The 25,788-nt window shown below is 64.1% G+C and carries 24 protein-coding genes and 1 tRNA gene; 13 read left to right on the top strand and 12 right to left on the bottom strand.

Annotated elements, in window-relative coordinates; genetic code table 11:
- Nucleotides 1-11 precede the first annotated feature (11 nt).
- The gene (gene purH, locus ABIB80_RS04740; protein WP_007598670.1) at nucleotides 12-1,604 is read left to right on the top strand and encodes a bifunctional phosphoribosylaminoimidazolecarboxamide formyltransferase/IMP cyclohydrolase; all 1,593 of its coding nucleotides are present in this window, start codon (nucleotides 12-14) and stop codon (nucleotides 1,602-1,604) included.
- Between the two features lie 100 nt (nucleotides 1,605-1,704).
- Here purH and ABIB80_RS04735 read toward each other — a convergent pair whose 3' ends face one another.
- Nucleotides 1,705-3,090, bottom strand: a complete 1,386-nt coding sequence (locus ABIB80_RS04735; protein WP_007598669.1) for an MFS transporter — start codon at nucleotides 3,088-3,090, stop codon at nucleotides 1,705-1,707.
- A 99-nt stretch (nucleotides 3,091-3,189) separates the two neighbouring features.
- Here ABIB80_RS04735 and ggt point away from each other — a divergent pair, with 99 nt between their 5' ends.
- Both ggt and ABIB80_RS04725 read left to right on the top strand, forming a co-directional pair.
- A complete protein-coding gene (ggt, locus tag ABIB80_RS04730) occupies nucleotides 3,190-4,941 on the top strand; it encodes a gamma-glutamyltransferase (protein ID WP_035993882.1) in 1,752 nt (583 codons plus the stop codon).
- 111 nt (nucleotides 4,942-5,052) lie between these two features.
- Nucleotides 5,053-6,348 (top strand): MFS transporter, encoded by a 1,296-nt coding sequence (locus tag ABIB80_RS04725; protein ID WP_007598667.1) that lies wholly within the window; start codon nucleotides 5,053-5,055, stop codon nucleotides 6,346-6,348.
- 10 nt (nucleotides 6,349-6,358) lie between these two features.
- Here ABIB80_RS04725 and ABIB80_RS04720 read toward each other — a convergent pair whose 3' ends face one another.
- Nucleotides 6,359-7,024: a glutathione S-transferase family protein gene (locus tag ABIB80_RS04720; RefSeq protein WP_007598666.1), complete on the bottom strand. Its 666-nt coding sequence runs from the start codon at nucleotides 7,022-7,024 to the stop codon at nucleotides 6,359-6,361.
- A 150-nt stretch (nucleotides 7,025-7,174) separates the two neighbouring features.
- Between ABIB80_RS04720 and ABIB80_RS04715 the strand changes: the two genes are divergently transcribed.
- The 3 genes from ABIB80_RS04715 (at nucleotide 7,175) to panE (ending at nucleotide 9,635) form a co-directional block, all read left to right on the top strand.
- Nucleotides 7,175-7,771, top strand: coding sequence for a DUF2239 family protein (locus ABIB80_RS04715; protein ID WP_219681877.1), 597 nt, complete (start codon nucleotides 7,175-7,177; stop codon nucleotides 7,769-7,771).
- 141 nt (nucleotides 7,772-7,912) lie between these two features.
- Nucleotides 7,913-8,527 carry a 2-hydroxychromene-2-carboxylate isomerase gene (locus ABIB80_RS04710; RefSeq protein WP_007598664.1) on the top strand — a complete coding sequence of 205 codons (615 nt, stop codon included), beginning with the start codon at nucleotides 7,913-7,915 and terminating at the stop codon, nucleotides 8,525-8,527.
- Nucleotides 8,528-8,711: 184 nt separating this feature from the next.
- Complete coding sequence (panE, locus tag ABIB80_RS04705; protein ID WP_007598663.1) at nucleotides 8,712-9,635, top strand: 2-dehydropantoate 2-reductase; 924 nt, start codon at nucleotides 8,712-8,714, stop codon at nucleotides 9,633-9,635.
- Between the two features lie 12 nt (nucleotides 9,636-9,647).
- On the opposite strand, the gene ABIB80_RS04700 is transcribed toward panE, so the two are convergent.
- The 4 genes from ABIB80_RS04700 to ABIB80_RS04685 form a co-directional block, all read right to left on the bottom strand.
- Entirely contained in the window at nucleotides 9,648-10,241 is a 594-nt protein-coding gene (locus ABIB80_RS04700) for a c-type cytochrome (protein WP_007598662.1), read from the bottom strand.
- 214 nt (nucleotides 10,242-10,455) lie between these two features.
- Complete coding sequence (locus ABIB80_RS04695; RefSeq protein ID WP_007598661.1) at nucleotides 10,456-11,736, bottom strand: PQQ-dependent sugar dehydrogenase; 1,281 nt, start codon at nucleotides 11,734-11,736, stop codon at nucleotides 10,456-10,458.
- Nucleotides 11,737-12,115: 379 nt separating this feature from the next.
- Nucleotides 12,116-13,102 carry an NAD-dependent epimerase/dehydratase family protein gene (locus ABIB80_RS04690; protein WP_007598660.1) on the bottom strand — a complete coding sequence of 329 codons (987 nt, stop codon included), beginning with the start codon at nucleotides 13,100-13,102 and terminating at the stop codon, nucleotides 12,116-12,118.
- A gap of 76 nt (nucleotides 13,103-13,178) precedes the next feature.
- Nucleotides 13,179-13,253 (bottom strand) — tRNA-Gly (locus ABIB80_RS04685).
- 275 nt (nucleotides 13,254-13,528) lie between these two features.
- Between ABIB80_RS04685 and trxA the strand changes: the two genes are divergently transcribed.
- Both trxA and ABIB80_RS04675 read left to right on the top strand, forming a co-directional pair.
- Nucleotides 13,529-14,452: a thioredoxin gene (gene trxA / locus ABIB80_RS04680; protein ID WP_007598659.1), complete on the top strand. Its 924-nt coding sequence runs from the start codon at nucleotides 13,529-13,531 to the stop codon at nucleotides 14,450-14,452.
- A gap of 31 nt (nucleotides 14,453-14,483) precedes the next feature.
- On the top strand, nucleotides 14,484-15,161 hold the full coding sequence (locus ABIB80_RS04675) for an LON peptidase substrate-binding domain-containing protein (RefSeq protein ID WP_007598658.1): 678 nt from the start codon (nucleotides 14,484-14,486) through the stop codon (nucleotides 15,159-15,161).
- A 12-nt stretch (nucleotides 15,162-15,173) separates the two neighbouring features.
- Here the strand turns inward: ABIB80_RS04675 and ABIB80_RS04670 are convergent, their stop codons facing one another.
- The 4 genes from ABIB80_RS04670 to ABIB80_RS04655 all read right to left on the bottom strand — a co-directional run bounded on the left by ABIB80_RS04670 (nucleotide 15,174) and on the right by ABIB80_RS04655 (nucleotide 19,402).
- Nucleotides 15,174-17,675: an EAL domain-containing protein gene (locus ABIB80_RS04670; RefSeq protein ID WP_007598656.1), complete on the bottom strand. Its 2,502-nt coding sequence runs from the start codon at nucleotides 17,673-17,675 to the stop codon at nucleotides 15,174-15,176.
- Nucleotides 17,676-17,896: 221 nt separating this feature from the next.
- A complete protein-coding gene (locus ABIB80_RS04665) occupies nucleotides 17,897-18,490 on the bottom strand; it encodes a cytochrome b/b6 domain-containing protein (RefSeq protein ID WP_035993875.1) in 594 nt (197 codons plus the stop codon).
- Nucleotides 18,491-18,553: 63 nt separating this feature from the next.
- On the bottom strand, nucleotides 18,554-18,832 hold the full coding sequence (locus ABIB80_RS04660; protein WP_007598654.1) for a PepSY domain-containing protein: 279 nt from the start codon (nucleotides 18,830-18,832) through the stop codon (nucleotides 18,554-18,556).
- Nucleotides 18,833-19,051: 219 nt separating this feature from the next.
- Nucleotides 19,052-19,402 carry a hypothetical protein gene (locus ABIB80_RS04655; RefSeq protein WP_007598653.1) on the bottom strand — a complete coding sequence of 117 codons (351 nt, stop codon included), beginning with the start codon at nucleotides 19,400-19,402 and terminating at the stop codon, nucleotides 19,052-19,054.
- A gap of 107 nt (nucleotides 19,403-19,509) precedes the next feature.
- On the opposite strand from ABIB80_RS04655, the gene ABIB80_RS04650 reads away from it, so the two are divergent.
- Nucleotides 19,510-20,040 carry a TetR/AcrR family transcriptional regulator gene (locus tag ABIB80_RS04650; RefSeq protein WP_007598652.1) on the top strand — a complete coding sequence of 177 codons (531 nt, stop codon included), beginning with the start codon at nucleotides 19,510-19,512 and terminating at the stop codon, nucleotides 20,038-20,040.
- A 60-nt stretch (nucleotides 20,041-20,100) separates the two neighbouring features.
- Entirely contained in the window at nucleotides 20,101-20,298 is a 198-nt protein-coding gene (locus ABIB80_RS04645) for a Trm112 family protein (RefSeq protein WP_007598651.1), read from the top strand.
- Nucleotides 20,299-20,521: 223 nt separating this feature from the next.
- Here ABIB80_RS04645 and ABIB80_RS04640 read toward each other — a convergent pair whose 3' ends face one another.
- Nucleotides 20,522-21,742 (bottom strand): ubiquinone biosynthesis hydroxylase, encoded by a 1,221-nt coding sequence (locus ABIB80_RS04640; RefSeq protein ID WP_007598650.1) that lies wholly within the window; start codon nucleotides 21,740-21,742, stop codon nucleotides 20,522-20,524.
- A 138-nt stretch (nucleotides 21,743-21,880) separates the two neighbouring features.
- Between ABIB80_RS04640 and tesB the strand changes: the two genes are divergently transcribed.
- Nucleotides 21,881-22,744 (top strand): acyl-CoA thioesterase II, encoded by an 864-nt coding sequence (tesB, locus tag ABIB80_RS04635; protein WP_219681884.1) that lies wholly within the window; start codon nucleotides 21,881-21,883, stop codon nucleotides 22,742-22,744.
- A 40-nt stretch (nucleotides 22,745-22,784) separates the two neighbouring features.
- Here the strand turns inward: tesB and ABIB80_RS04630 are convergent, their stop codons facing one another.
- On the bottom strand, nucleotides 22,785-23,675 hold the full coding sequence (locus ABIB80_RS04630) for a DUF4339 domain-containing protein (RefSeq protein WP_007598648.1): 891 nt from the start codon (nucleotides 23,673-23,675) through the stop codon (nucleotides 22,785-22,787).
- Between the two features lie 239 nt (nucleotides 23,676-23,914).
- Between ABIB80_RS04630 and ABIB80_RS04625 the strand changes: the two genes are divergently transcribed.
- Together ABIB80_RS04625 and ABIB80_RS04620 are read left to right on the top strand one after the other, a co-directional pair.
- Nucleotides 23,915-24,253, top strand: a complete 339-nt coding sequence (locus ABIB80_RS04625) for a P-II family nitrogen regulator (RefSeq protein ID WP_007598647.1) — start codon at nucleotides 23,915-23,917, stop codon at nucleotides 24,251-24,253.
- 233 nt (nucleotides 24,254-24,486) lie between these two features.
- On the top strand, nucleotides 24,487-25,788 hold the full coding sequence (locus tag ABIB80_RS04620) for an ammonium transporter (protein ID WP_007598646.1): 1,302 nt from the start codon (nucleotides 24,487-24,489) through the stop codon (nucleotides 25,786-25,788).

Genomic DNA, 25,788 nt, shown 5'->3' with positions numbered 1-25,788 from the left:
GGATCTTGCTCATGACTGACCATCCCCGCCGCGTCACCCGCGCCCTTCTCTCCGTTTCCGACAAGACCGGCCTGATCGACTTCGCAAAGGCGCTTGCCGCGCACGATGTCGAACTGATCTCGACCGGCGGCACCGCAAAGGCGATCGCCGCGGCCGGCCTTGAGGTGAAGGACGTCTCCGAGCTGACCGGCTTCCCCGAGATGATGGATGGCCGCGTCAAGACGCTGCATCCGAAGGTGCATGGCGGCCTGCTCGCGATCCGCGACAACAAGGACCATGCGGATGCGATGACGGCGCATGGCATCGCGCCGATCGATCTCCTCGTCGTCAATCTCTATCCGTTCGAGGCGACCGTCGACAAAGGCGCGGGCTTCGAGGATTGCATCGAGAACATCGATATCGGCGGCCCCGCGATGATCCGCGCCGCCGCGAAGAACCATGACGACGTCGCCGTCGTGGTCGAGGCGCAGGACTACCAGGCCGTTCTCGACGAGCTCGCCGCCAACAAAGGCGCAACCACGCTGAAGTTGCGCCGGCGCCTTGCTGCCAAGGCGTACGCGCGCACTGCTGCATATGACGCCGCGATCTCGAACTGGTTCAACCGCCAGCTCGAGATCGACGCGCCCGATTTCCGTGCCTTCGGCGGCCGGCTGATCCAGTCGCTGCGTTATGGCGAGAATCCGCACCAGACCGCGGCGTTCTATGCGACCCCCGACAAGCGGCCGGGCGTCTCGACCGCGCGGCAGCTCCAGGGCAAGGAGCTCTCGTACAACAACATCAACGACACCGATGCGGCCTATGAATGCATCGGCGAGTTCGACGCCAAGCGCACCGCGGCCTGCGTCATCGTCAAGCATGCCAATCCCTGCGGCGTCGCGGAGGGCTCCGACCTCGTCAGCGCCTACCGCAAGGCGCTGGCCTGCGATTCCACCTCGGCCTTCGGCGGCATCATCGCGATGAACCGCGCACTCGATGCCGACACCGCGCGCGAGATCACGAAAATCTTCACCGAGGTGATCATCGCGCCCGACGCAAGCGAGGAAGCGATCGCCATCATCGGCGCGCGCAAGAACCTTCGGCTTCTGCTCGCCGGCAGCCTGCCCGATCCGCGCGCGTCCGGCCTCACCGCCAAGACGGTGGCGGGCGGTCTCCTCGTGCAGAGTCGCGACAACGCCGTGGTCGACGACATGACCTTCAAGGTTGTCACGAAGCGCGCGCCCACTGATGCCGAGATGCGCGACCTGAAGTTTGCGTTTCGGGTGGCGAAGCACGTCAAGTCCAACACCATCATCTACGCCAAGGATCTCGCCACCGTCGGCATCGGTGCCGGCCAGATGAGCCGGGTCGATTCAGCGCGGATCGCGGCACGCAAGGCCCAGGATGCGGCCGCCGAGCTGAAGCTCGCCGAGCCGCTCACCAAGGGCTCGGTGGTGGCGTCGGATGCGTTCTTCCCGTTCGCCGACGGCATGCTGGCCTGCATCGAAGCCGGCGCCACCGCCGTGGTGCAGCCCGGCGGCTCCATGCGCGACGACGAGGTCATCAAGGCTGCCGACGAGCATGGCATCGCCATGGTGTTCACGGGCACGCGCCACTTCAGGCATTGATTGAATGGCGGTAGCCCGGATGGAGCGAAAGCGAAATCCGGGTTCTCGCCTCACGGAGAGACCTTCCCGGATTGCGCTTCGCTCCATCCGGGCTACGAAGCTACTCCCGCACCCGCATCAACAGCGCCAGCCCCGCAACGAAGAACACCACCAGCACGGCCATGCCGGCCTTTTGGCTCGCCGTCACCGCGGTGATCACGCCGATCAGCAGCGGGCCGATGAAGGACGTCACTTTCCCAGTCAGCGCGAACAGACCGAAATACTGCGCGATGCGGTCCTTCGGTGCGAGACGGATCAGGAGCGTGCGTGAGGCGGCTTGCAGCGGACCGCCGGCTGCACCGATCAGGCAGCCCAGCACCAGATAAGCGCGCTCTGACGCAGCGGCGAACAATGCACCGCCGGGCGTGGGCGGCGCGACCTTGATGAAGAAGATCGAATCCTTGTCGACCAGCAGGATCGCCGCCAGCGCCAGCAGCAGGACCAGCATGCTGCCGGCGATCACGCGCTTCGGCCCGAAGCGATCGTCCAGCTTGCCGCCGAACCACGCGCCAAACGCGCCGGCGATCGCGAGCATGATGCCGAAGGTGCCGATCTGGATCGTGTGCCAGCCGAACGTGCCGGCAGCATAGATGCCGCCGAAGGCAAACAGCGACACCAGACCGTCGGTGTAGATCATGTTGGCGAGTAGAAACGCCGCAAGCGATTTCTGCTGCGGCAGACCTTTGATCGATTGCTTCAGCTCCGACAAGCCTTCGTGCAGCGCCTCGCGCACCGGGCGCTTCGCCGGATAGTCCGGCGTGAACAGGAACATCGGCGTCACGAAAATGATGAACCAAAGCCCGGTCAACGGTCCGGCGGCGCGGTCGCCTTGATGGCTGACGGGATCGAGCCCGAACAGAGGCGTGAGCCCGAGCAGCGTGCGACCGGTCTCGGGATTCGCGGCGAGCAGGCCGAGCACGATGATCAGGCTGACGATGCCGCCGACATAGCCCGTCGCCCAGCCGGTGCCGGAAAGCCGGCCGATGCGCTCCGGCGGCACCAGCGTCGGCATCATCGCATTGTTGAAGAGGGTGGCGAATTCCGCGCCGACGCTGGCGAGCGCGACCGCGGTGAGCAGCGGCGGAACGATCGAGGGATCGCCGGGCTTCCCGATCCACAGCGTGCAGGATGCCAGCACCAGCACTGCGCCAAATCCCGCGATCCATGGCTTCCTGCGGCCTGAAGCATCGGCGATAGCCCCCAACACCGGCGACATCAACGCGATCGCGAGGCCCGCGGCAGCCATCGCAAAGCCCCACAGCGATTGCCCGGTGGCGGGATTCGGCGCAATGCCGGTGGCGAAATAGGGCGCGAACACGAAGGTCGTGATCAGCGTGAAATAAGGCTGCGCGGCCCAGTCGAAGAAGATCCAGCTGACGACGGCGCTACGCGGCGGATAGGTCCGCTGCGCGCCCGCGATGCGCGCATCCGGGGCGATCGTCGTCACTCCATAATCCTCATCACGAACAGTTTTGCCTCTGTCTGGGCAAACCGTATAGCATTGCAGCGCTGCATGTGAACTGCCCATGGCCTTTGCGGAAGTTTGATGATGTCGTCTTTTTCGACACGGCGGACATTTTTCGCCTTCCTTGCCACTCTGGCGTTCGGACTTCCGGCCGCGACCGCGCAGGATGCGCGGCGGGCCTATGTACCGCCCGCGCTCGACACGGTGCATGCCGTTCCCGCTGAGCACGGCATGGTGGTGGCGCAGGAGAAAATCTCTGCGCTGGTCGGCGCCGACATCCTGCGGCGCGGCGGCAATGCCGTCGACGCCGCGGTCGCGACCGGCTTTGCGATGGCCGTGACCTATCCACGCGCCGGCAATATCGGCGGCGGCGGCTTCATGGTGATTCATTCCACTGAGCGCAACGAAGACATCACGATCGATTATCGCGAGACCGCGCCGGCTGCGACCACGCCCCAGATCTTCCTCGGTGCCGACGGCAAGCCCGATGCGGCGAAGTCGCGGGATTCCGCGCTCGGCGTCGGCGTGCCCGGCACTGTTGCGGGTCTTGCGCTGGCGCTGGAAAAATATGGCTCGGGCCGGTTCACGCTGGCGCAACTGCTCGAGCCCGCAATGGCGCTCGCCCGCGATGGCTTCCTCGTCGGCGACGACATCGCCGACACGCTGCCGGGCTGGCACAAGCGGCTGGTGCGCTGGCCCTCCTCGGCCAGGATCTTCTCGCGGCCCGATGGCACGCCACTCAGTGAAGGCGACCGGCTGGTGCAGAGCGACCTCGCCGAAACGCTGTCGGCTGTCGCCGCACAGGGCCCGCGCGGTTTCTATGAGGGGCCGGTCGCGGAGAAACTCGCCAAGGCCGTGGCCGACGCGGGCGGCATCATGACGCCGGCCGATTTGAAATCCTATCAGGCGGTGATCCGCGCCCCGGTGCGCGGCACCTATCGCGGCTATGACATCGTGTCGATGCCCTTGCCGTCGTCGGGCGGCGTGGTGCTGGTGGAGACGCTTAATATCCTCGAAGGTTTTCAGCTCGCCGATCTTAAACAGGGATCGCCGGCTTCGCTGCATCTGCTGATCGAGGCCATGAAGCGCGGTTATGCGGACCGGGCGCGCTATCTCGGCGATCCCGCCTTCGTCAACGCACCGATCGGGACGCTCACCGCCAAAGATTACGCCGCTAAACTGCGGGCAACCATCTCCGCCGATCGCGCCACGCCGTCGAAACAGCTCGTTTCCACCGCGACCTCACCGCACGAGGGCAGCAACACCACGCATTTTTCCGTCGTCGACGGCAGCGGCAACGCAGTCAGCAACACTTATACGCTGAACTTCAGTTACGGCGTCGGCCTCGTCGCCGACGGCACCGGCGTGCTGCTCAACAACGAGCTTGACGATTTCACAGCGGCGGTTGGCGCTTCCAATGCCTACGGCCTTGTCGGCTACGAGGCCAATTTGCCCGGGCCGGGCAAGCGGCCGCTGTCCTCGATGTCGCCGACCATCGTCCTGAAGGACGGCAAGCCGGTTCTGGTGACGGGCTCGCCCGGCGGCAGCCGCATCATCTCGACCGTGCTCCAGGTGATCGTCAACGTGCTCGATTACAAGATGGACGTGGCGGCCGCCGTGGTCGCACCGCGGCTGCACCACCAATGGCTGCCCGACGAGGTCCGGATCGAGAGCGGCTTTTCCGACAATGTGCTGCTCGAGCTGAAGGCGATGGATCATCTCATCGTCACGCCGATGGGGCAGACATCGGCGAATTCGATTGCGGTGACCGCCAACGGTCCGCTCGGCGCGCCCGATCCGCGTAGCCGGGGTGCGGAAGCAGCGGGGCAGTAACCCTGTCGTTGCATGGCGCGAAGGCCGGCGGCCGGCTTGCGCAGGCCGCCGCGCGTGCTACCACCGCGAGGCCAAAGAGGCCGCAAAAGAAAACACTGTCGGGAAACGCACATGACCACCGTTGATCCGAACCAGCGCATCGAACGCGCCGAGATCGAGGACACCAGCCTTCTTGCTTTCTATCGCGACATGAACGCGCCGGAGCGGCGGACGTTCTGGGCCTGCGCCGCGGGCTGGGCGCTCGACGGCATGGACTTCATGATCTATCCGCTGGTGATCGGCACCATCATCGCGCTATGGAAGGTCGATGCGGGATCGGCCGGCCTCGCCGGCACCGTGACGCTGCTGGCTTCCGCCATCGGCGGCTGGCTCGGCGGCTATCTCTCCGATCATATCGGCCGGGTCAGAACGCTCCAGATCACCATCATCTGGTTCTCGTTCTTCTCGCTGGTCTGCGCGGTCGTGCAGAATTTCGAACAGCTCCTGATCGCACGCGCGGTGCTGGGCCTCGGCTTCGGCGGAGAGTGGGCGGCGGGCGCCGTGCTGATGGGTGAAGCGATCCGGCCGCAATATCGCGGGCGAGCGGTCGGCTCGGTGCAGTCGGGCTGGGCCGTCGGCTGGGGCCTCGCGGTGCTGTCGCAGGCGATCCTGTTCTCGGCTTTGCCGGCGGAGACGGCGTGGCGCTGGATGTTCGTGGTCGGCGCGCTGCCGGCGCTGCTGGTGTTCTACATCCGCCGCTCCGTGACCGAGCCGGAGATCGCGGCTGAGGCCCGCGCCAAGCAGGCCGCGAGCGGCAATCGCCCGGCGCTCTGGGAAATCTTCTCCGGTCCAATCCTGAAGACCACGATCCTGGCGTCGCTGATGGCGACAGGCTGCCAGGGCGGCTATTACGCCGTCACCTTCTGGGTGCCGCAGTTCTTGACCAAGGAGCGGCATCTGTCGATCGTCGGCTCGACCGGCTATCTCTCGACGCTGATCATCGGCTCCTTCATTGGCTATCTCACCGGCGCCTGGCTCGCCGACCGGATCGGACGGCGCAATCTCTTTCTGACCTTCTCGATCGGCGCGATGGCGGTGGTGCTGCTTTACACGCAGCTGCCCCTCACCAACGAAATCCTGTGGGTGCTCGGCTTCCCGCTCGGCTTCTTCGCCTCGGGCTATTTCTCCGGCGTCGGCGCGTTCCTGACCGAGCTTTATCCAACGCGACTGCGCGGCTCGGGCCAAGGGTTCTGCTACAATTTCGGCCGCGGCATCGGCGCGCTGTTTCCGTTCCTGGTCGGAGCGCTGTCGGCGACGACGTCGCTTGCGAATGCGATCGCGATGTTCGCGGTGGTGGCTTACGCGCTGTTCTTCATCGCCGCTTTCGCGCTGCCGGAGACGCGCGGGCGCGTGCTGCACGCGGACTGATGAAGGCCAACTATCGTCCGACCTGATACGGCCCGCCCTTTTCGAGGGCGCGACTGTATGCCGGCCGCGCATGAATGCGCTCCAGGAACGCCATCGCCTTGGGATGGCCGAGCTCGAGCCCGCCGCGCGCCTGGGCTGCCTCGAGCGGAAAGCTCATCTGGATGTCGGCGGCGGTGAATTCGTTGCCGGCGAACCACTCGCTCTTGCCGAGCTCGCCTTCCCAATAATCCATGTGCTGCTTGATCTGCGGATTGACCAATGCGGTGAGCGCCTGGTTCGAGACCTTGCGCACCAGCGGGCGGAGCAACGCCGGCGCGCGCTTCGGCATCAGCGTGAACAGCAGCTTGAGCAGCAGCGGCTGCATCGCCGAGCCCTCCGCATAGTGCAGCCAATAGGTGAAGCGCAGCCGCTCGGGCGTGTTCGGCGGCGGGACCAGCCGGCCGTTGCCGTAGGTGGCGATGAGATATTCGATGATCGCGCCGGATTCAGCGATGGTGTTGCCGTTGTCGGTGATGACGGGCGACTTGCCGAGCGGATGGATGGCGCGCAGCTCCTTCGGCGCGCGCATGTCCGGCTGTCGCTGATAGCGCACGATCTCGTAGGGCACGCCCAACTCCTCGAGCAGCCACAGCACGCGCTGCGATCGGGAATTGTTGAGGTGATGAACGGTCAGCATCGCGTGGTCCCCGGGGCTAGGCATGGTCGATCGGCCGCGCGTTCGTGCCAGCCCGGGAACGCAATGTCGAGCCATCCGGTCGGATATTTTAACCCGGGTATATTGACCTTTGTAATTCACCCGGGTATTAAAGTCGCCACCGTGATCAATATGGCAATGATTCCAATGCAGAAGACTTTCACCGCTTTCCAAGGGCATCGCCGTCTGGTCTCCGGGCCGGCAGGAGAGGTCGCGCTGGTCGTCAAGCGGATGGCGGAGCGGCCGGACGAGCCCATCGTCATCTTCGAGGACGCCACGGGCCGAACGATCGACTTCGATCTGCGCGGCGGAGACCGCGAGGTGCTGGCGCGGCTGGCGAAGCTTGTCCCGTCCCCGGTTGAGGAGACGCCATCGCCGAGCGGGCCGCGCGGCCGCGGCCGGCCGAAGCTCGGCGTGGTCGCGCGCGAGGTGACGCTGCTGCCGCGGCACTGGGAGTGGCTCAGCGCGCAAGCAGGCGGCGCTTCGGTCGCGCTGCGGAAACTTGTCGAAGAGGCGCGGCGTGCCAGCGGCGACAAGGATCGCGCGCGGCAGGCGCGCGATGCGGCCTATCACTTCATGTCGACCATGGCCGGCAATCTGCCGCAGTTCGAGGAAGCTTCGCGCGCGCTGTTTGCGGATGACCGGCGGCGTTTCACCGGACTGATCGCAGATTGGCCCGCCGACATCCGCGACCACATCGTCAAGCTCGCCTACAGCGACCGCGCTTGAGCTTGAGGCGTTCGTACGCGCAACTCGCGCCCAACGTGTTCGCGCGCTCACAGTATTATGACCGTCATTAAACGGTGGACCTGTGGTGCGCGCCGCGCCACAATGGATGGCAATCCAGATCAAGAAGCCAGGTCAGGGAGGATGATTTTGACCCGCACAGCCCCGCAATTCCTATTCGATTTCGGCAGCCCGAACGCCTATCTCAGTCATCTCGCGATTCCGGCCATCGAGCAACGCATCGGCGTTAAATTCGAGTACGTGCCGATCCTGCTCGGCGGCATCTTCAAGTCGACCAACAACAAGTCCCCGGCCGAGACGCTTGCCGGCGTCAAGAACAAGCGGGAATTCCAGGCGGTCGAGACCGAGCGCTTCGTCAAGCGCTTCAAGGTGCAGCCCTATGTCTGGAATCCCTTCTTCCCCGTCAACACGCTGAACCTGATGCGCGCGGCGATCGCGGCGCAGCTCGAAGGCGTGTTCGAAACATACGTTGAGGCCGCCTTCCATCACATGTGGCGCGAGCCGAAGAAGATGGACGATCCGGAAATCGCGGCCAAGGCGCTGGCGTCCTCCGGCCTCGACGCGCAAAAGCTGTTCACCCGCGCGGCGGAACCGGAGGTGAAGGGCAGATTGATCAAGAACACCGAGGAGGCTGTTGCACGCGGCGCGTTCGGCTCGCCGACCTTCTTTGTCGGCGACGAGATGTTCTTCGGCAAGGAACAGTTGCGCGAGGTCGAGGAGATGGTCTCGGGGAAGTGATTTTCGTATGATGGACAGATCGAGCCATCATCTCTGATGTCGTCCTGGCGAAAGCCAGGACCCATAACCACCGAAGGCTGTGGCTGTGACGAGCTGGGGCTCCAGCTTGCCCGACAATATACAGTCGGGGTAATGGGTCCTGGCTTTCGCCAGGACGACAGCAAGAAACAACAAGGACAATCCCATGCGTATCCTCGTGGTCGGCGCTGGCGCCATCGGCGGCTATTTTGGTGGCAGGCTGTTGCAGGCGGGCCGCGACGTCACCTTCCTGGTCCGGCCGCGGCGCGCCAGCGAGCTCGCGAGCGCCGGCCTCGTCATCAAGAGCCCGAACGGCGACGTGACCTTGAAAAATCCGCCGACCGTTCAGGCCGACGCGCTCAAGGACAAGTTCGACGTCGTGCTGCTCAGCTGCAAGGCCTTCGACCTCGATGACGCCATCAAGTCGTTCGCGGCAGCAGTCGGGCCGAATACCGCGATCATCCCGATGCTCAACGGCATGAAGCATCTCGACATCCTCGACGGCAAGTTCGGCAAGGAGCGCGTGCTCGGTGGCCTCTGCGCCATCGCCGCGACGCTCGACGAAAAGCGTGAGGTGGTGCAGCTGCAGCCGATGCAGTCGATCAATTACGGCGAGCGCGATGGCAAGCTGTCGGATCGGGTCAAGGCGATCGACGAGGCCTTCAAGAGCGGCATCGTTGGGGCCACCGCCAGCCAGAACATCATGCAGGACATGTGGGAGAAGTGGGTGTTCCTGTCCTCGCTGGCTGCGTCCACCAGCCTGATGCGCACCTCGGTCGGCAACATCCTCGCCGCTCCCGGCGGCAGGGATTTCCTGCTTGGCATGCTGGACGAGACCAGCGCGATCGCCGCCGCGTCGGGCTACACGCCGGGCGGGCCGTTCTTCGAGCGCGTGAAGGGCAACCTCACCACCGAGGGTTCGCCGATGACGGCCTCGATGTTCCGCGACGTCAAGGCCGGCCTGCCGGTCGAGGCCGATCACGTCATCGGCGACCTCATCGAGCGTGCCGATGCCGCCAAGGTGCCGGTGCCGAAGCTGCGCATCGCGTACACGCATTTGAAGGCGTATGAGAAGCAGCGGGCGGGCTGACCGCAGCTTCCGCTATTTGAAATACGCGAGATAGTGCGAGACGGCGGTGATTTCCTCATCGCTCATGTGATAGGCGACATCGGCCATCGCGGCGCCGCCACCGCCGACGCGCTGGCTGCTCTTGTAGTCGTGCAGCGCCTTGACCAGGTATTCCTCGCGCTGGCCCGCCAACCGCGCGACGGCCTTGGTGCCGGCAAAGCTATCGGTATGGCATGAGGCGCAGCGGCGGCCGGCGGCAACTTGCGCGCCCTTTTTCGACAGGTCCGGATCCTTGTCCTCCGCCGCTGTCGGCGGCGTCAGCGCGGCGAAATAGGCGCCGAGATTGCGGACGTCCTCGTTGGTGATCTCCTCGGCGATCGGCTGCATCTGATCGTTCTTGCGCGAGCCGGCGCGGAAGAACACCAGCTGCCATTGCAGGAATTGATCGGGCTGGCCAGCGAGCGAAGGGATGTTCTCGGTCTGCGAGATGCCGTTCTCGCCGTGACAGCCGGCGCAGACGGCGGCCTTCTCCTTGATCGCAGCATTGTCGGCGGCGCTTGCGGAGAGAGAACCGAGCGCGAGAAGCGCAACCGCGCTGATTGCGTGCGAGATGAACTGCCGGCGCATGATTGGGATTCCGATCTATCGAACGCGCCATTCCGGGCGAAGAAGCGCGAGCTATGATGCGCAATGGCGCATCTGAGAATTCCATAACCCGCGTTCGTGGCCAAGGGTTCCGGGCTTGCGCGCAAGGGGCGCGCAATCAGAAACGACGGCGTGCGAAATTGAAATGAGAAAGGCTGCGGCGCCGCTCGGCACCGCAGCCTCGTGTCATCTTGCGCTACTTCTTGCTGTAGCTGATGCGGTAGATCGCGCCGGCCCAATCGTCGGCGACGAGGATCGAGCCATCCTTGGCGAGGATGATGTCGTCGGGACGGCCGAGATAGCCCTGGTCGCCCTCGATCCAGCCGGAGGCGAACACCTCCTGCTTGGCGTTCTTGCCGTCGGGCCCGACGATCACGCGCATGATGCGGCCGCCCTGGTACTTGTGACGATTCCAGGAGCCGTGCTCGGCGATCAGGATGTTGTTCTTGTACTCGGCCGGGAATTGGTCGCCGGTATAGAACTTCATGCCGAGCGGAGCGACGTGAGCACCGAGGTTCAGCACCGGCGGCGTGAACTCGGAGCATTTGTGGCCCATCGCGAACTTGGTATCCGGCAGGTCACCCTGGTGGCAGTAGGGATAGCCGAAGTGCTCGCCGATCTTGCTGATCATGTTCAGCTTGTCCGAGGGCAGATCGTCGCTGATCCAGTCGCGGGCATTCTCGGTGAACCAGAACTTACCGGTGCGCGGATCGACGTCGCCGCCGACCGAGTTGCGAACGCCGAGCGCGTAGATTTCCGCATTGCCGGTCTTGGGATCGACGCGGCGGATCTGCGAGACGCTGGTCGGGGGCACGCCGATGTTGAAGGGCGGTCCGAACGGAATGTAGAACCAGCCTTCCTTGTCGACCGCGATGTACTTCCAGCCATGCGCGGCATAGGACGGCATGTCGTCATAGACGACCTTGCCCTCGCCGGGATTGTCGAGCTTGTTTTCGATGTCGTCGTAGCGGATCAGCTTGTCGACCGCGATGACGTAGAGCGCACCGTCCTTGACGGCCAGACCCGTGGGCATGTTCAGCCCCTTGAGGATGGTCTTGACCTCTTTCTTTCCGTTGTTGTCCTTGATCGCGTAGACGTTGCCGAGGCCGAACGAGCCGACGAACAGCGTGCCCTTGTCACCCCAGGCCATCTGCCGCGCGGCCAGCACGCCGGAGGCGTAGACCTCCATCTTGAAGCCAGCCGGCAGCTTGACCTTCTTGACGATATTGGCGAGTTCGGCGTCGGAGGCGCCGGTCGGCGGCCCCGACGGCGGCGCCAGGCCCTTCTGCGCCTCGGTCTCGTCGCCGAGGAACCAGTCGTCCGGCGGATGGGTCCAGAACTCCTTGGTGCCGGATTCGTATTTCTTCAGCGGCTTGTTCTTGTCCTGCTGCTGCGCGTGACCGACGCTTGTCCCCGCGAGAAGGGCAACCGCTGCAAGCGCCAGGATGGATTGAAAGACGGATCGATGGAATTTCATCGCGTCACTCCCCTAAGGCAGCCGTCAGGGCTGCACATTTATTTTATTTTGCTGTCGAGAGGCGAAGTTCGGACTCTGTCGAGAGGACAGACGCAGAAAGGTTAGCACATCTGCGAGCGGTGAGAAGCGCGCCGCGTGCGATGCGATAGCGCTCAGTAAAAATTGAGACGGAAAGTCAATGATGGCGAACGCCGCGACAACAACGCTCTCGCTGCAGCGCGGAATCAAGATCACGCGCGGCTAATTTACAGGCAGCAGGAGGTTCGGAACAAAAAAACGCGAAAACAACCCCATGCACAGTAGAACGGCTCCGGCCATCTTGCTGCCGGTGATTCCGGGTAGACATCTGACGAGTCGAGCGAATTAGCAAAGGTGGCGGCTACGGGGCGACGGGGTAGGGACCATCGTCGAAAATCGTCTCATGATAGCCTTTCGATCCGATATCGCGCGCCAGCGTGCTGCGAAAATCGCGATCATCGCGAAGACAGTTCAGGACATGCGCGAAGTCGAATTCGGGCCGCCAGCCGAGCTCGTGCCGCGCGCGCTCGTTGACATAGACGCGATCGATCGCGGGGAACAGGCGCCAGCCGCGCGCCGCGTAGAGCTCCGGACAATCCGGATAGAGCTCGCGCACCACACCGGCCGCGTCGCGCGCCAGCGCAGTCAGGTGGCGCTGCTCGAACGGGCTTGTGGCCGACAGGATGTAGCGGGCAAATCCGATGTTCGGCGCGCGCTCGACTGCGAGCAGATGGGCGCTCACCGCGTCCGCGATATCCAGCCGGCGATAGAGCAGCTCGTTGGCCTGCGCGTTCTCCGGCGCGTAAGCCGACCGCATCGCCGGATCGTCATCGTCTTCCGGAAAGAAGCGCGAGGTCCTCAAGACCACGACAGGCAGGCCGCGCTCGCGACAGAACAGCTCGCAAAGGGTCTCGGCCATCAGCTTGGTCGTGCCGTAGATGTTCTTCGGGATCGGCGGCAGGTCCTCGGTGACCCACACCGCGGCCTGTCCCGCCTCGGAGCGGAGCTGCGAGCCGAACGCGCTGGTGGTGCTGGTGAAGACAAAACTGCGCACGCCGGCCGCCACAGCCGCTTCAAGCAGATTGAGCGTGCCGGTGACGTTGGTGTCGATGAAGGCTTGCTTGCTGTGGGTCGCCACATGCGGCTTGTGCAGCGTCGCGGTGTGGATCACCGCGGTGACGCCGTCCATCTGGCGCCGCGCGAAATCGGAATCGACGATCGAGCCGACAGCGTCGGTGAAGGGCGATGGCTTCAGGTCGATCCCACGCACAGACGAACCGCGCCCGCGGAGCGTGCGGAGAAGGCCCTCGCCGAGATGGCCCGCGCTGCCTGTGACCAGGATTGTCATTCGTTACCCAATACAGCCGCCAGCGGCGTGGAAAACCACGTGCCCGTCCGGTCCGGCTGGATGCTTTGGGAAAAATTGGAGCGGGCGAAGGGGCTCGAACCCTCGACCCCGACCTTGGCAAGGTCGTGCTCTACCACTGAGCTACACCCGCATCCTGTGTCGGTCACATGACTGCGCCGGCAACGGCTGTCGTATGCCAAAAGCGGGAGGGGAATGCAACAGCTACCGGCGGCATAGATGCGCAATCGGAGGCCCGATATAGACCCGAACGCGGCCAAATGACCCAAAAAGGCCCCGGAACCGTCGAATCGGCACGCACGGATTGAAATTCGGCCGTCCCGGCCCAATTTAGGGCCAACAGCGAAGCATATGAATTGGCGACGTGCTAAAGACCCGCCAATTCCAGACATCAGACGAGGGGATCCCGTGACGATCATCGACCAGGGTAACGGAGCAGCGGGCCCGGCTGCCGCCGATCTGATCAAGGACACGACCACCCAGACGTTCGTGAAGGACGTCATCGAGGAATCGAAGCGCCAGCCGGTGCTGATCGACTTCTGGGCGGAGTGGTGCGGCCCCTGCAAGCAGCTCACGCCCTTGCTGGAAAAAGCGGTCAAGGCCGCCAAGGGCAAGGTCAAGCTGGTCAAGATGAACATCGACCAGCACCCGGCGATCCCGGGCCAGATGGGCATCCAGTCGATTCCGGCGGTGATCGCCTTCGTCAACGGCCAGCCGGCCGACGGCTTCATGGGTGCGGTCCCGGAGAGCCAGCTCAACGCCTTCATCGAGAAGCTGACCAAGGGCGTGACCGCGCCGGGTGAGCCGAATATCGCGGAAATCCTCCAGGAAGCCGAGGCCGTGCTCGCCGAGGGCGATGCCGCCGCGGCCGCGCAGATCTACGCGGAAGTGCTGCAGCTCGAATCGACCAACATCGCAGCCCTGGCCGGGCTCGCGAAATGCTACGCCGTCTCCGGTGCGATGGAGCAGGCCAAGCAGACGCTCGCCATGGTGCCGGAATCCAAGCGCAACGACCCGGCCGTGAAAGCCGTGCAGACCGCGATCGATCTGGCCGAGCAGGCGGAGCAGCTCGGGCCTGTCGCCGAGCTGGAACAGAAAGTCGCCGCAAACCCGCTCGATCATCAGGCCCGATTCGACCTCGCGATCGCGCTCAACGCCCAAGGCAACCGGGCAGCTGCCACCGAGCAGCTGCTTGCGATCGTCAAGCGCGACCGCAAATGGAACGACGACGGCGCCCGCAAGCAGCTGGTGCAGTTCTTCGAGGCCTGGGGCGGCACGGACGATGCAACCGTCGAGGGACGCAAGCGCTTGTCGATCATCCTGTTTTCCTGACGCGCGCTGGCAAGGCCAGGGGACCCGGCAGATGCCGATCAACATCGAATATCGCGGGCCCGCCGACCTTCCGGAGATCCTTCCGGTGTTTCCGTTGCCGGGCGCGCTGCTGCTGCCGCGCGGGCAGATGCCGCTCAACATCTTCGAGCCGCGCTACCTCGCGATGATCGACGATGCCTTCCGCGATGGCCATCGCCTGATCGGCATGATCCAGCCCGACATCGCGCACTCGCCCAAGAATTCCGACAAGCCGGCGCTGTTCCGCGTCGGTTGTGTCGGCCGCATCACCCAACTCGCGGAATCTGGCGACGGCCGCTACATCCTCGAGCTCACCGGTGTCTCGCGCTTCAAAGTGCTCGAGGAGCTCGAAGTGCTCACCGCCTACCGGCAGTGCAAGGTGGATTTCTTCGCCTTCGTCGACGATTTCACGCCGCGCATGGGCGAGGAGGAGGTCGATCGCGAAGCACTGCTGACGGTGCTGGCGGACTTTCTGAAGGCCAACAACCTCAAGGTCGACTGGGAGGGCGTCGAGACCGCTCCCAACGAGGCGCTCGTCAACGCGCTGGCGATGATGTCGCCCTATGGTGTGGCCGAGAAGCAGGCGATGCTGGAAGCGCCCGACCTGAAGACCCGCGCCGAAATTTTGATCGCGGTCACCGAGATGGATCTCGCCAAAAAACGCACCTCAGGCGATCCGCCGCTGCAGTGACGGCCTGAACGCTCACGCAGCGCAGACGGCTGCTCCGTCATCTCGCAGCAGCATTTTCGCGATGCTGGATGCAGGCATCGGCCGGCTGAAATAGTAGCCTTGCGTTTCGGCGCAGCCGTCTTCACGCAGGATGTCCAGCTGCTCCCTCGTTTCGACGCCTTCGGCGGTCGTGGTCTTGCTCAAGCTGACTGCGAAACGAACCACTGCTCGCGCGAGATGTTGCGCCTCTGCCCTCGCGCTGGTCAGTTCGCTGACGAAGCTGCGGTCGATTTTGATCTTGTCGAACGGGAATCTTTGCAGAAAGCTCAGAGAAGAATAGCCGGTGCCGAAATCGTCCAGGGCGATTCGCACACGGAGTTGGCGCAGCTGACCGAGGGCCTCGAATACAGCTTCGCTGTCATGCATGATCGCTGTCTCCGTAACTTCGAGCTCGAGCCTGTGCGGCGCCACACCCGAACTCGCCAGCGCGCTGACAACGACCGGCACAAGCTCCTTGCTCCTGAATTGAGCGGGAGACAGGTTGATCGCGATGCTGAGATCGACAGGCCATTTTGCGGCTTCCGCACAGGCCGTCCTCAGGACCCATTCCCCCAGCGGCACGATCAGGCCGGTCTCCTCCGCAAGCGGGATGAATTCGCCCGGCATGACCAGACCTCGCTGCGGGTGGTGCCAGCGCAGCAGGGCCTCGAAGCCCCTGGTCTTACCGGTCGCGGCGTCGATGAATGGCTGGTAATAGAGCTCGAATTGACCGTCGGCAAGCGCATCGCGCAAGTCGCGCTCCAGATTCCGTCGCGCATGCATGATCTCGTCGAGTTCCGGCTCGAAGAAACGGAATGCGCCACGTCCACCATTCTTGGCCGAGTAGAGGGCGAGATCGGCGCTCTTCATGATCGCGTCGGGATCATTGCCGTCGCGCGGCGCGATGGCAATGCCGATGCTGGTGCCTACGGTGACCCGGTGATCGCCGAGGTCGAAGGGTTTGCAAAGCGCCTTTCTGATGTTCTCGGCGAGGGTCGCGGCCTCCACGGCCGGGCTGGTCACGTAGTCGATCACCGCGAACTCGTCCCCGCCCAGTCGGGCGATCAACGCCGTTTCCGTGGTGCATTCGCGCAAACGCGCCGCGACGGCGCGCAGCAGGGAATCGCCCGCCGGATGTCCAAGCGTGTCATTGACTTCCTTGAAGCGATCGAGGTCAAGCATGAGCACGGCAAGATCAAGACCACCATTGCGCGTAACTGCAATGGCATGCTCCATCCGCTCTCTGAGCAGCACCCGATTTGGCAGGTCGGTCAACGCATCGTGTTGCGCCATATGGGTGATTTTGGCCTCGGACCGGCGTTGCTCCGTAACATCAAGATGCGTGGCCACCCATCCGCCGCCGGGCATCGGCTGTCGCGTCACGCAGATCAACCGACCATCCGCAAACTCGTCGATCCTGCTCGAGACTGTGTCGAACGGCAACGCAGCCAGTCTCGAGATGTATTGCCCGGCAGCGCCCTCGCTCGTATCGCCCTTGAGGATGCCGTTCACAACGCGGTGCTTGATGATGTCGACGTGCGGCGTCCCCGTCTTCAGCAGTTCCGGCGGCAGCCGATAGAGCAGGGCATAGCGCTCGTTGCAGACGACGAGCCGCTTCTCCGTGTCAAACATGCAAAGGCCCTCGACCATGTTGTTGATGGCCGTGTCGAGCCTGATCTTCTGGTCCTGGATTTCCTTTTGCGAATCTTCCACCTGTTGCCTGGCAAACGAAAGCTGAGTGATAACTTCCTCGAATCGGCTGGTTCTGGTCGCAAGCCGGCGATCCGCCAGCACGCCCACAAAACTCATCCCGAGCACCGACAGGGCCACGCCCGCGATTGCCACGGCGAGGAAGCCGGGAGAAAGCGACAGGGTGTCGCTTGCCAGCGTCGGGTCTGGAACGATCTGTACCGCCCCCATAGCTGTGAAATGATGCGACACGATGGCGAGCGTCAGCAGCAGCGCCGCAGCGAAGGTCCCCCACCTGTCCTTGCGACCCAGGGCGACCGCAAGTGCGGCGTAGCCTAGGACCATGCCGAGGGCGATCGAGATGAGCACCAGCTCCGGCGACCAGGTCACGCGACCAGGCACTTCGAGGGCCGACATGCCCAGATAGTGCATGCTCGCAATACCGCCGCCGATGATGCCGCCACCGGCAGCCGCGCGCCAGCGGCCGGGGCTGCCGACGGCAACGCCAAAACCTGCCGACGTCAGGATCATCGCTGCGGCGAGCGACAAAGCTGTCAGCGTGATGGCGTAACCGGTCGAGACGCCGGGCTCGTAGGCAAGCATTGCCACAAAATGCGTTGCCCAGATTCCATAACCGATGGCGGCACCGGCGATCGCAATCCAGATCAGTCGCGTCCAGGCGCGCGATGCGTTCGCTCGATGAAAGATGCTGACGGCTACAATGCTTGCGGCGAAGCAAACCAGACCGGCGAGCATGACAAGCCGCCAATCGTGCTCTGCCGTGAGGCAGGTAAAAACGCGGAACATCGAAATCGCCTCCCTCGTCAATAAGCTCGACGATTGATCCGATTGGCTTTGGTCACGTTAATTTCTTGCAATGCCCGGTTGCATGCCTATCGGGAGGTAAACCCAACCTCGACAATGGCGCCGTTTGGCGGTAGCCGGTGCGGGCGAAGGACTTAATTCTCGTGGAACCACGGGTTTAGGCGGGCCCAAGGCTCCATCCGCTTGAATTAACCCGGTGCTGCTTAGAGGTGCCCGCGGATTCGTTTGCGGCCGGTGATCATCGCGCGGATCAGGTTCTCGCGCTGGAGACGCCCCATCAACAGCACGCCCAGGACGTGCAGCACGACCAGGAGGATGACCGCGTCGGATGAATAGTGGTGGGTGTCCTCGATCCACCAGACGCCGAAGAAAGTGACGGTCACCGACATCGCGCCTGATATCGTCGAGACCGCGAGCGAGACCAGCAGCGCCACCAGCATCAACGTGCCGGCTGGATTGAGACCGATATAGCGGCCGGTGATGCCGCGGCGCAGATTCCAGAGATAACCCGGCGCGGCCCGAAGTCTGACGCCGACCATGCGAAAGCGCGAATAGCGGCTTCCCCAAAAGCCCCAGACCAGACGGAACGCAAGAAGGCCGAGTACGGCATAACCGACGATGCGGTGAAGTCCGTCATAGACGGTCGGCGTGGACCACGCGGCCAGAACGCAAGCCGCGAGCGCCCAGTGCCAGAGCCGCAGCGGGAGGTCCCAGACCGCGACTGTCCGCGCGGCGGTTCGATCCGCGGGGGTCCGGTCGGACCCCCCGCGTGCGTGCGGCACCGTTTCTTCGATCAAGCGAGGACCACCCTCAGGCATGACTTTGCGCAGACCATTTGCGCGCAGACCATCTCGCGCGGTCTACTTCGCAATCGTGTGCTTCAGGCTGAGATCTTCTGGGCTGTAGAACAGCTCGTAAAGCTTGCCTTCCTTGACGCCGTAGACCTCGTAGCACGAGCCTTCGATCTTGGAGCGCCGCACCTCGTAGCCGAGCGCCTTGGCCTTGGCTTCGGCGTCGCTCGCCGGCTTCCACGACGCCTTGTCGAGCTTGGTGCAGTCCTTGAAACCATCGGCCAAGGCTGCCGATCCCATGCCAATCCCGATCGTCAATGCAACGGCAACAACACGAATAACCTTCACGAACGTCTCCTCTTCTGTCGTGGGCGCTGCGCCGGCAGGCGAAGCGGGACCGAAGGAAGCAAAGCACATGATGAAGTCAATGCGCTTCAGAAGCAGTTGGCTTTAGAGTTATTCTAACGATCCGAAAAAGCTCAGCGCTCTCCGTATGCAGCGCGTGTTTACAGCGACACTGCGGCCTTACGTCTCACGGTTTGATGGCAAGCAGATCGGGCGCGCCGCTCAGTAGCCGGCAACCGCCATCGCGACGACGGCACTTAGCGCCATCCATCCAAAATGCCGGCCGCGCGTGGCCCATGCGTTGGCGAAAGCAGCGAAGCCGAACACGCCGGCCATGGTGACGACGATCCAGTGGCGCGCCGGCTCCGATTGCATCCAGGGCGCCGCGATCAGGAGCGCACCTCCGCCGATCCAGGCGACGGTCGAGGCCTGCCACACCAGGCGGATCAGGGTGCGGAGCCGTTCCGGCTCTATGCGGGCGCGGGCAAAGACCTTGGTCTCGCCGAGAATGCCGTGAATGAGGGCCACGGCAATGGTCACGACCCCGGCGCACTGGAGCAAGAGATCACGCATCGTCAAAGCTCCCTGCAAATTTCGTCCATACAGTTGTGTATGGTGAGATAGGCGCTGGCCTGCCGGCTGTCAATACACTAGTGTATGGTCCGAATCCGGAACCCGATATGGCCGAACAGCTCACCGCCGACGATTGGATCAAGCAGGGCCTGAAGGCGCTCGCGAGAGACGGCTTCACCGCCCTGAAGGCCGATCCGCTGGCGAAAGCCATGGGGGTCTCGCGCGGCAGCTTCTATTGGCATTTTGCCGATCTCGGCGCGTTCCATGCTGCACTTTTGAAGCGCTGGCGCGAGATCGCGGCCGAGCAGATCATCGCCGACGTCGAGGCGGACAGCGGCGAGCCGCTGAAAGCGCTGCTGCGCAGGACTTTTGGCGCGCGGCTCGACCTCGAGCGCGCGGTGCGGAACTGGGCGGCCTTCGATGCGGCGGCACAGACGGCGGTGCGTGCCATCGACCGGCGCAGGCTCGACTATATCGAAGAGTTGCTGAGGAAGCGCGGGTTCGAGGCGGCGACGGCGCGAGCCCGCGCCCAAATCCTGTACTGGACGTTTCTCGGCTTCGCCCTGTCGGGCCCGCCATTGCCGGCCGCGCGGCTCGAGGGCCTGCTCGACGAGATCCTGCGGATGGCTTCGGCTTGAGCGACGCAATGGGCTGCTACGATTTTTTATGCTAGAGGCAACCGACCGTCGGAGACCCCAATGAACGCGCCCACCGAACGCCCCGAAGCCAGCGTCGATCCCAAATTGCTGGAGATTTTGGTCTGCCCGCTGACCAAGGGCCCGCTGGAGTTCGATTCTGCAAAGCAGGAGCTGATCTCGCGCAGCGCCAAGCTCGCCTATCCGATCCGCGACGGCATTCCGATCATGCTGCCGGAAGAGGCTCGCAAGATCGATTGAGAGACTTGTGGCCCGTTGGTCGTTTGGCGCGATGACCGCACCACACCCCAGGTGTCGTCCTGGCCTAGTGCGCAATTGCGCACGGGGGCCGGGACCCATAACCACCGAATTGGGTTGTTGCGCGAGCTGGTCACTCCGAGTCTTCGCAAAACTATTGCTGCGGCGTATGGGTCCCGGATCTGTGCGCGCTTGAGGCGCGCTTGTCCGGGACGACAGGAAAAAACTACAGCGCCTCGCCCTTCAGCAACCGCGGTATCTCACCGGTCAGACCCGCGGCCTGGCGGATGAACAGGTTCTTCAGCGGCGGGGCGCGGTCGACGAGGCCGAGGCCGATGTCGCGCACCGTGCGCAACAGCGTCGACTGGTTGGAGAACAGGAAGTTCAGCGAGTTGGTGGCAACGCCCATGGCCATCGTGTCGAAGCGGCGCCAGCGCTGGTAACGTTCGAGCACGTCGGCGGCGCCGATATCCATGCCGAGCCGCGCGGCATCGACCACGACCTCGGCCAGTGCGGCGACGTCCTTCAGTCCCATGTTGAGACCCTGGCCCGCGATGGGGTGGATGACGTGGGCGGAATCGCCGACCAGCGCGAGGCGCTGGGCAATGAAGGAGCGTGCGACGAAATAGGACAGCGGAAACGCGCGCGGCTTGTCGAGCGCCTTCACCTCGCCGAGATGCAGGCCGAAGCGCTGCTCGAGCTCGCCGTGAAATTCCTCATCGCTCAACGCAATGATACGCGCGGCTTCGCTGCGGCGCTCGGTCCAGACCAGCGAGGAGCGCTTGCCCGAAAGCGGCAGGATCGCGAACGGACCCGCCGGCAGAAAATGCTCTTCGGCGCGGCCTTCATGATCGCGATCATGGCCGACGGTGACGACGATGCCGGATTGATCGTATTCCCAGCCATGGGTGGCGATGCCGGCGCGCTCGCGCAGTTTCGACTTCGCGCCGTCGGCCGCAACCAGGAGGCTCGCCGCAATGACGCTGCCGTCGCCGAGCGTCACATCGATGCCCTCGGCTCGCGCGTCGTAAGACGACACGGTGGTCGCGCGGAGATCAATGCCCTCGGCCTCGGCGCGGACCACCAGCGCATCGATCAGGCGGCGGTTCTCGACCATATGCGCGAAGGGCTCGCCCGGCGCGACATCGCCGGCAAAGTTGAGGAACGCCGGACGGGTGGCGTCTTCCAGCTTGGAATCGGTGACGACCATGTCGAGGATGGGCTGCGCCTCGCCCTTGACGTCATCCCAGGCGCCGATCGCCTCGAACAGGCGGCGGCAGGCGGCCACGATCGCAGTCGCGCGCGGGTCCCGGCTCGGACGTGTGGAGAGCGCGGGGTCGGCGACGATGACGGGGATCTCGGGGCCGAGTCCCTGGCGCAACGCCACAGCCAGCGCCAGGCCCGCAAACGCGCCGCCACCGATGACAATGCTACCCTGTACCGACATATCCAATTCCCGGCTAAATCCTGGCCTTGCTAGCAGACTTGAGGTGGGCGAAACAGTGCGGTGAAACAAGGGCGGAAAGCCCCCATTGTGTCATTCCGGAGCAGCGAAGCCGGGGCGGCAAGGCGAAAGCTGAATTCCATGTCCAAGAGCCTGATCGACCTCATCTCGATCCTCGACCTCGAACAGCTCGAGGTGAATCTGTTCCGCGGCAACAGTCCGAAGACCAGCTGGCAACGGGTGTTCGGCGGCCAGGTGATCGGGCAGGCGATGGTTGCAGCGTGCCGCACCGTAGAGGGCAGGCTGCCGCATTCGCTGCATTGCTATTTCGTCCTGCCGGGCGATCCGCAGATCCCGATCATCTACCAGGTCGAGCGCCTGCGCGACGGCAAGAGCTACTCGACGCGACGCGTCACCGCGATTCAGCACGGCAACGCGATCTTCTCGATCATGGTGTCGTTCCATGCCGAGGAAGAGAGCGCGTTCGATCACCAGGACAAGATGCCCGACGTGCCGCGGCCGGAAAAGCTGACGGCGGAGGAGGTCGCGAAGCAGCCGATGTTCAAGGAGATGCCGGAGTTCATCCGCCGCTACTATGAATCCGACCGTCCGATCGAGCTGCGCCCGGTCGAGCTCGGCCGCTATTTCGGCCAAAAGATCGAGGACGGCCGCATCCATGTCTGGATCAAAACCGCGGCAACGCTGCCGGACGATCCGGCGCTGCACATGTGCGCGCTGGCCTACGCGTCCGACTTCTCGCTGCTCGACGCGATCATGGCGCGCTACGGCCGCACCCTGTTCGACAAGCGCATGATGCCAGCGAGCCTCGACCACGCGATGTGGTTTCACCGGCCGTTCCGCGCCGACGAATGGCTGCTCTACGCACAGGATTCGCCAAGCGCCCGAAGCGGCCGCGGCTTGACCCGCGGCTCGATCTTCAAGCCCGACGGCACGCTGGTGGCCTCCGTCGCGCAGGAAGGCTCGGTGCGCGAACGGAAAGCCTGAGAGGCATAAGCACGATCGATCGCGCTTATGCCTCTCGAGGTCAGGTCCGGAGCGATCCTCGCGGAGCCAGGACGGTCTCCGACGCGAACCAGTTCATGATCCAGCGATACACCCACGGGATCGGGATGATGAAGCCGCAAAGGAATGCAGCCACGATGCCCCGCCAGAGAATCCCGAGACCGCTGCCGTTGAAGACGATCTCGCGCCGCGTGCCTTCGATGCTGCGGCAGAACCAGCGCATTTGAGCCGCGGCGACCCAGGCCCAGCCGATGATGGTGATGATGGAGATCGCAAACAGCAGGCTCCAGCCGACATAGGCCCAGACCGTGCCGGTGAAGCTCAGGCCGAGCGGCTGCCCGTTGGAGGCGAGGTTCGCGACCATCCATTTGATCAGGAGCCAGTAGAGAACGATCTGGGCGATGAACAGCAAATTGCTCAGCAAGGGGACGCCGATCAACCCGATCACGATCGCCAGAACGATGAAGCCGAAATACCAGGGCACCAGCGCCATCGCATTGCCGGTGAAGCTGAGATTGGGCCGTCCGGGGACCTTCACGCAGGACACGATCCATTTCGTGTACCAGACGAACACCCACGGCACCGGGATGATGAAGCACATGCCGATCAGCATCACGATGCTGCGCCAGGTGAACTCGAGGATGCCGAAATCGACCGCCAGCGATCCTCCGCCGCCACCGCCGCCGTAGCCTCCGGAGCCCATCATCGGCGGGCCGCCAGCCGGCATCATCGGAGGCGCACCGCCGCCGCTGATCAGGCCAGGGATTTCGGCCGCCTTCTGCCAGCCGGCCATGCCCTCCGACCACACCAGCGTATCGGGGCGCACGACTCCCTGGGCGACGAGGTCGCGGAATTGCCCTTCCTGGTAGGGCCCCTGCTGCTTGCCCTCGGATGCGTAGAACCAACTCGCCATGAAGCGTCCCCCCTCAAACATAGTTTTGTACCGGCCGCGACGCTTGGGTTCATCGCATCCATGCCAAAAACGCATTGTGGAGGATGAACGGCTGCCCTGTACAGAGGCGGCCGTTCACATAGCCCAACGATTTTCCGCTTCAATCTGCAACTTTTTTATGCCATTTGCCCGGAAAGATGCCAGATTGACGCAGCGCCGGGGACATACGGCGCGGCGCATCCCGGGGAATAGGCCTGACCATGAAACTCGTCGTCGCGATCATCAAACCCTTCAAGCTCGATGAAGTCCGCCAGGCACTGACGGCGATCGGCGTCCACGGCATGACCGTGACCGAAGTGAAGGGCTATGGCCGCCAAAAGGGCCACACCGAGATCTATCGCGGCGCTGAGTACGTGGTGAATTTCCTGCCGAAGCTGCGGATCGAGATCGCGGTCGCCTCCGATATCGCCGAGAAGGCGGTCGCCGTCATCACCGCGACCGCGCGCACCGGCCAGATCGGTGACGGCAAGATCTTCGTCACGCCGATTGATCACGCGACCCGCATTCGCACCGGCGAGACTGACAGCGACGCGCTCTGATTCAAGACCCTCATGGTGAGGAGCGCGGAACGCGTTTCCGGACGATGCTTTGCATCGCCGGGCGAACCATGAAGGCCCGGCTCTCGCCCGCGGCCATCCTTCGAGACGCCCGCTTGTCGCGGGCTCCTCAGGATGAGGGTGGAGTGCGGTGAGGCAGGGACTAATTCTTATCTAGATCGCACCGGGCAACGGCGCCACGGCGTGCGACGCAATCAATAGCTGGGGGAAACGACATGGCGGGATTGTTGCGCCGCGCGGCTGCTATTGCCGCGCCGATCGGGCTTGTGTCGATCATGGCTTCGCCGGCGCGCGCCGCGGGCTCAGAGATCAACACCGCCGACACCGCCTGGATGATTGTCGCCACCGCATTGGTGCTGATGATGACGATCCCGGGGCTCGCGCTGTTCTATTCCGGCATGGTGCGCAAGAAGAACGTGCTCGCCACCATGGCGCAGAGCCTCGCCGCGGTGACGATCATCTCCATTCTCTGGGTCGCCTTCGGCTATTCGCTGTGCTTCGTCGGCGACGGCCCATGGATCGGCACGCTCGACCGCTGGTTCCTCGCCGGCATGACCATGGACAGCGTCAACCCGGCGGCGAAGACGATCCCGGAAGCGCTGTTCATGCTGTACCAGATGACGTTTGCGATCATCACGGTGGCGCTGGTCGCGGGCGCGGTCGCCGACCGGATGCGTTTCTCCGCTTATCTGCTGTTCTCAGTGGCCTGGTTCATCTTCGTCTACATTCCGCTGGCGCACTGGGTGTGGGGCGGCGGCTTCCTCGCCAGCATGGGCGTGCTGGATTTCGCCGGCGGCCTCGTGGTGCATCTGTCCGCCGGCACCGCCGGCCTCGTTGCGGCGAAGGTGATGGGACGCCGTCACGGCTACGGCACCGAAAATCTTTCGCCGTTCGATCTGTCGCTCGCGGTGATGGGCACCGGCCTGTTGTGGGTCGGCTGGTTCGGTTTCAACGGCGGCTCGGCGGGCGCAGCCAATTCGCGCGCGGTGCTGGCGATCATCGCGACCCATCTCGCAGCCTGCTCCGGCGCGCTGACCTGGGGTGCGATCGAATGGTCGACGCGACGCAAGCCGTCCGTGCTCGGCATGATCTCCGGCGCGGTCGCCGGCCTCGGCACCATCACGCCGGCCTCGGGATTCGTGGCGCCCTGGCACGGTATCGTCATCGGCGTGATCGCAGGCCTCGTCTGCTACTGGGCCTGCACCTGGCTGAAGCACCGGTTCGACTATGACGATTCGCTCGACGTGTTCGGCGTCCACGGCATCGGCGGGCTGACCGGGACCCTGCTGGCCGGCGTGTTCGCAACCAGCGCGATCGGCGGCACCGCCGGCCTGCTCGAAGGCCATCCGCAGCAGCTTCTGATCCAGCTGTATGGGGTCGCCGTCACCTTCGTCTGGTCGGCCGGCGTGAGCTTCGTCCTGCTCAAGCTGGTCAGCCTGTTCGTGCCGTTGCGCGTCTCGCGGGAGCACGAGCTCGAAGGGCTGGATATTTCGCAGCACGGCGAGGCGCTGCAGTAA

This window comes from Bradyrhizobium sp. i1.15.2 (assembly GCF_040548425.1).
GTDB lineage: Bacteria > Pseudomonadota > Alphaproteobacteria > Rhizobiales > Xanthobacteraceae > Bradyrhizobium > Bradyrhizobium canariense.
This window is presented reverse-complemented; position numbering and strand designations above follow the sequence as displayed.

Excerpts from the sequence above, each read along its gene's own strand:
- ABIB80_RS04650 (WP_007598652.1), top strand. The coding sequence starts at position 19,510 with ATGGCCGAACAGCTCACCGCCGACGATTGGATCAAGCAGGGCCTGAAG.
- ABIB80_RS04670 (WP_007598656.1), bottom strand. The coding sequence starts at position 17,675 with ATGTTCCGCGTTTTTACCTGCCTCACGGCAGAGCACGATTGGCGGCTT.
- purH (WP_007598670.1), top strand. The coding sequence starts at position 12 with ATGACTGACCATCCCCGCCGCGTCACCCGCGCCCTTCTCTCCGTTTCC.
- ABIB80_RS04655 (WP_007598653.1), bottom strand. The coding sequence starts at position 19,402 with ATGCGTGATCTCTTGCTCCAGTGCGCCGGGGTCGTGACCATTGCCGTG.
- tesB (WP_219681884.1), top strand. The coding sequence starts at position 21,881 with ATGTCCAAGAGCCTGATCGACCTCATCTCGATCCTCGACCTCGAACAG.
- ABIB80_RS04695 (WP_007598661.1), bottom strand. The coding sequence starts at position 11,736 with ATGAAATTCCATCGATCCGTCTTTCAATCCATCCTGGCGCTTGCAGCG.
- panE (WP_007598663.1), top strand. The coding sequence starts at position 8,712 with ATGCGTATCCTCGTGGTCGGCGCTGGCGCCATCGGCGGCTATTTTGGT.
- ABIB80_RS04625 (WP_007598647.1), top strand. The coding sequence starts at position 23,915 with ATGAAACTCGTCGTCGCGATCATCAAACCCTTCAAGCTCGATGAAGTC.
- ABIB80_RS04700 (WP_007598662.1), bottom strand. The coding sequence starts at position 10,241 with ATGCGCCGGCAGTTCATCTCGCACGCAATCAGCGCGGTTGCGCTTCTC.
- ggt (WP_035993882.1), top strand. The coding sequence starts at position 3,190 with ATGATGTCGTCTTTTTCGACACGGCGGACATTTTTCGCCTTCCTTGCC.
- ABIB80_RS04620 (WP_007598646.1), top strand. The coding sequence starts at position 24,487 with ATGGCGGGATTGTTGCGCCGCGCGGCTGCTATTGCCGCGCCGATCGGG.
- ABIB80_RS04720 (WP_007598666.1), bottom strand. The coding sequence starts at position 7,024 with ATGCTGACCGTTCATCACCTCAACAATTCCCGATCGCAGCGCGTGCTG.
- ABIB80_RS04645 (WP_007598651.1), top strand. The coding sequence starts at position 20,101 with ATGAACGCGCCCACCGAACGCCCCGAAGCCAGCGTCGATCCCAAATTG.
- ABIB80_RS04640 (WP_007598650.1), bottom strand. The coding sequence starts at position 21,742 with ATGTCGGTACAGGGTAGCATTGTCATCGGTGGCGGCGCGTTTGCGGGC.
- ABIB80_RS04675 (WP_007598658.1), top strand. The coding sequence starts at position 14,484 with ATGCCGATCAACATCGAATATCGCGGGCCCGCCGACCTTCCGGAGATC.
- ABIB80_RS04630 (WP_007598648.1), bottom strand. The coding sequence starts at position 23,675 with ATGGCGAGTTGGTTCTACGCATCCGAGGGCAAGCAGCAGGGGCCCTAC.
- ABIB80_RS04690 (WP_007598660.1), bottom strand. The coding sequence starts at position 13,102 with ATGACAATCCTGGTCACAGGCAGCGCGGGCCATCTCGGCGAGGGCCTT.
- ABIB80_RS04710 (WP_007598664.1), top strand. The coding sequence starts at position 7,913 with ATGATTTTGACCCGCACAGCCCCGCAATTCCTATTCGATTTCGGCAGC.
- ABIB80_RS04725 (WP_007598667.1), top strand. The coding sequence starts at position 5,053 with ATGACCACCGTTGATCCGAACCAGCGCATCGAACGCGCCGAGATCGAG.
- ABIB80_RS04715 (WP_219681877.1), top strand. The coding sequence starts at position 7,175 with ATGGCAATGATTCCAATGCAGAAGACTTTCACCGCTTTCCAAGGGCAT.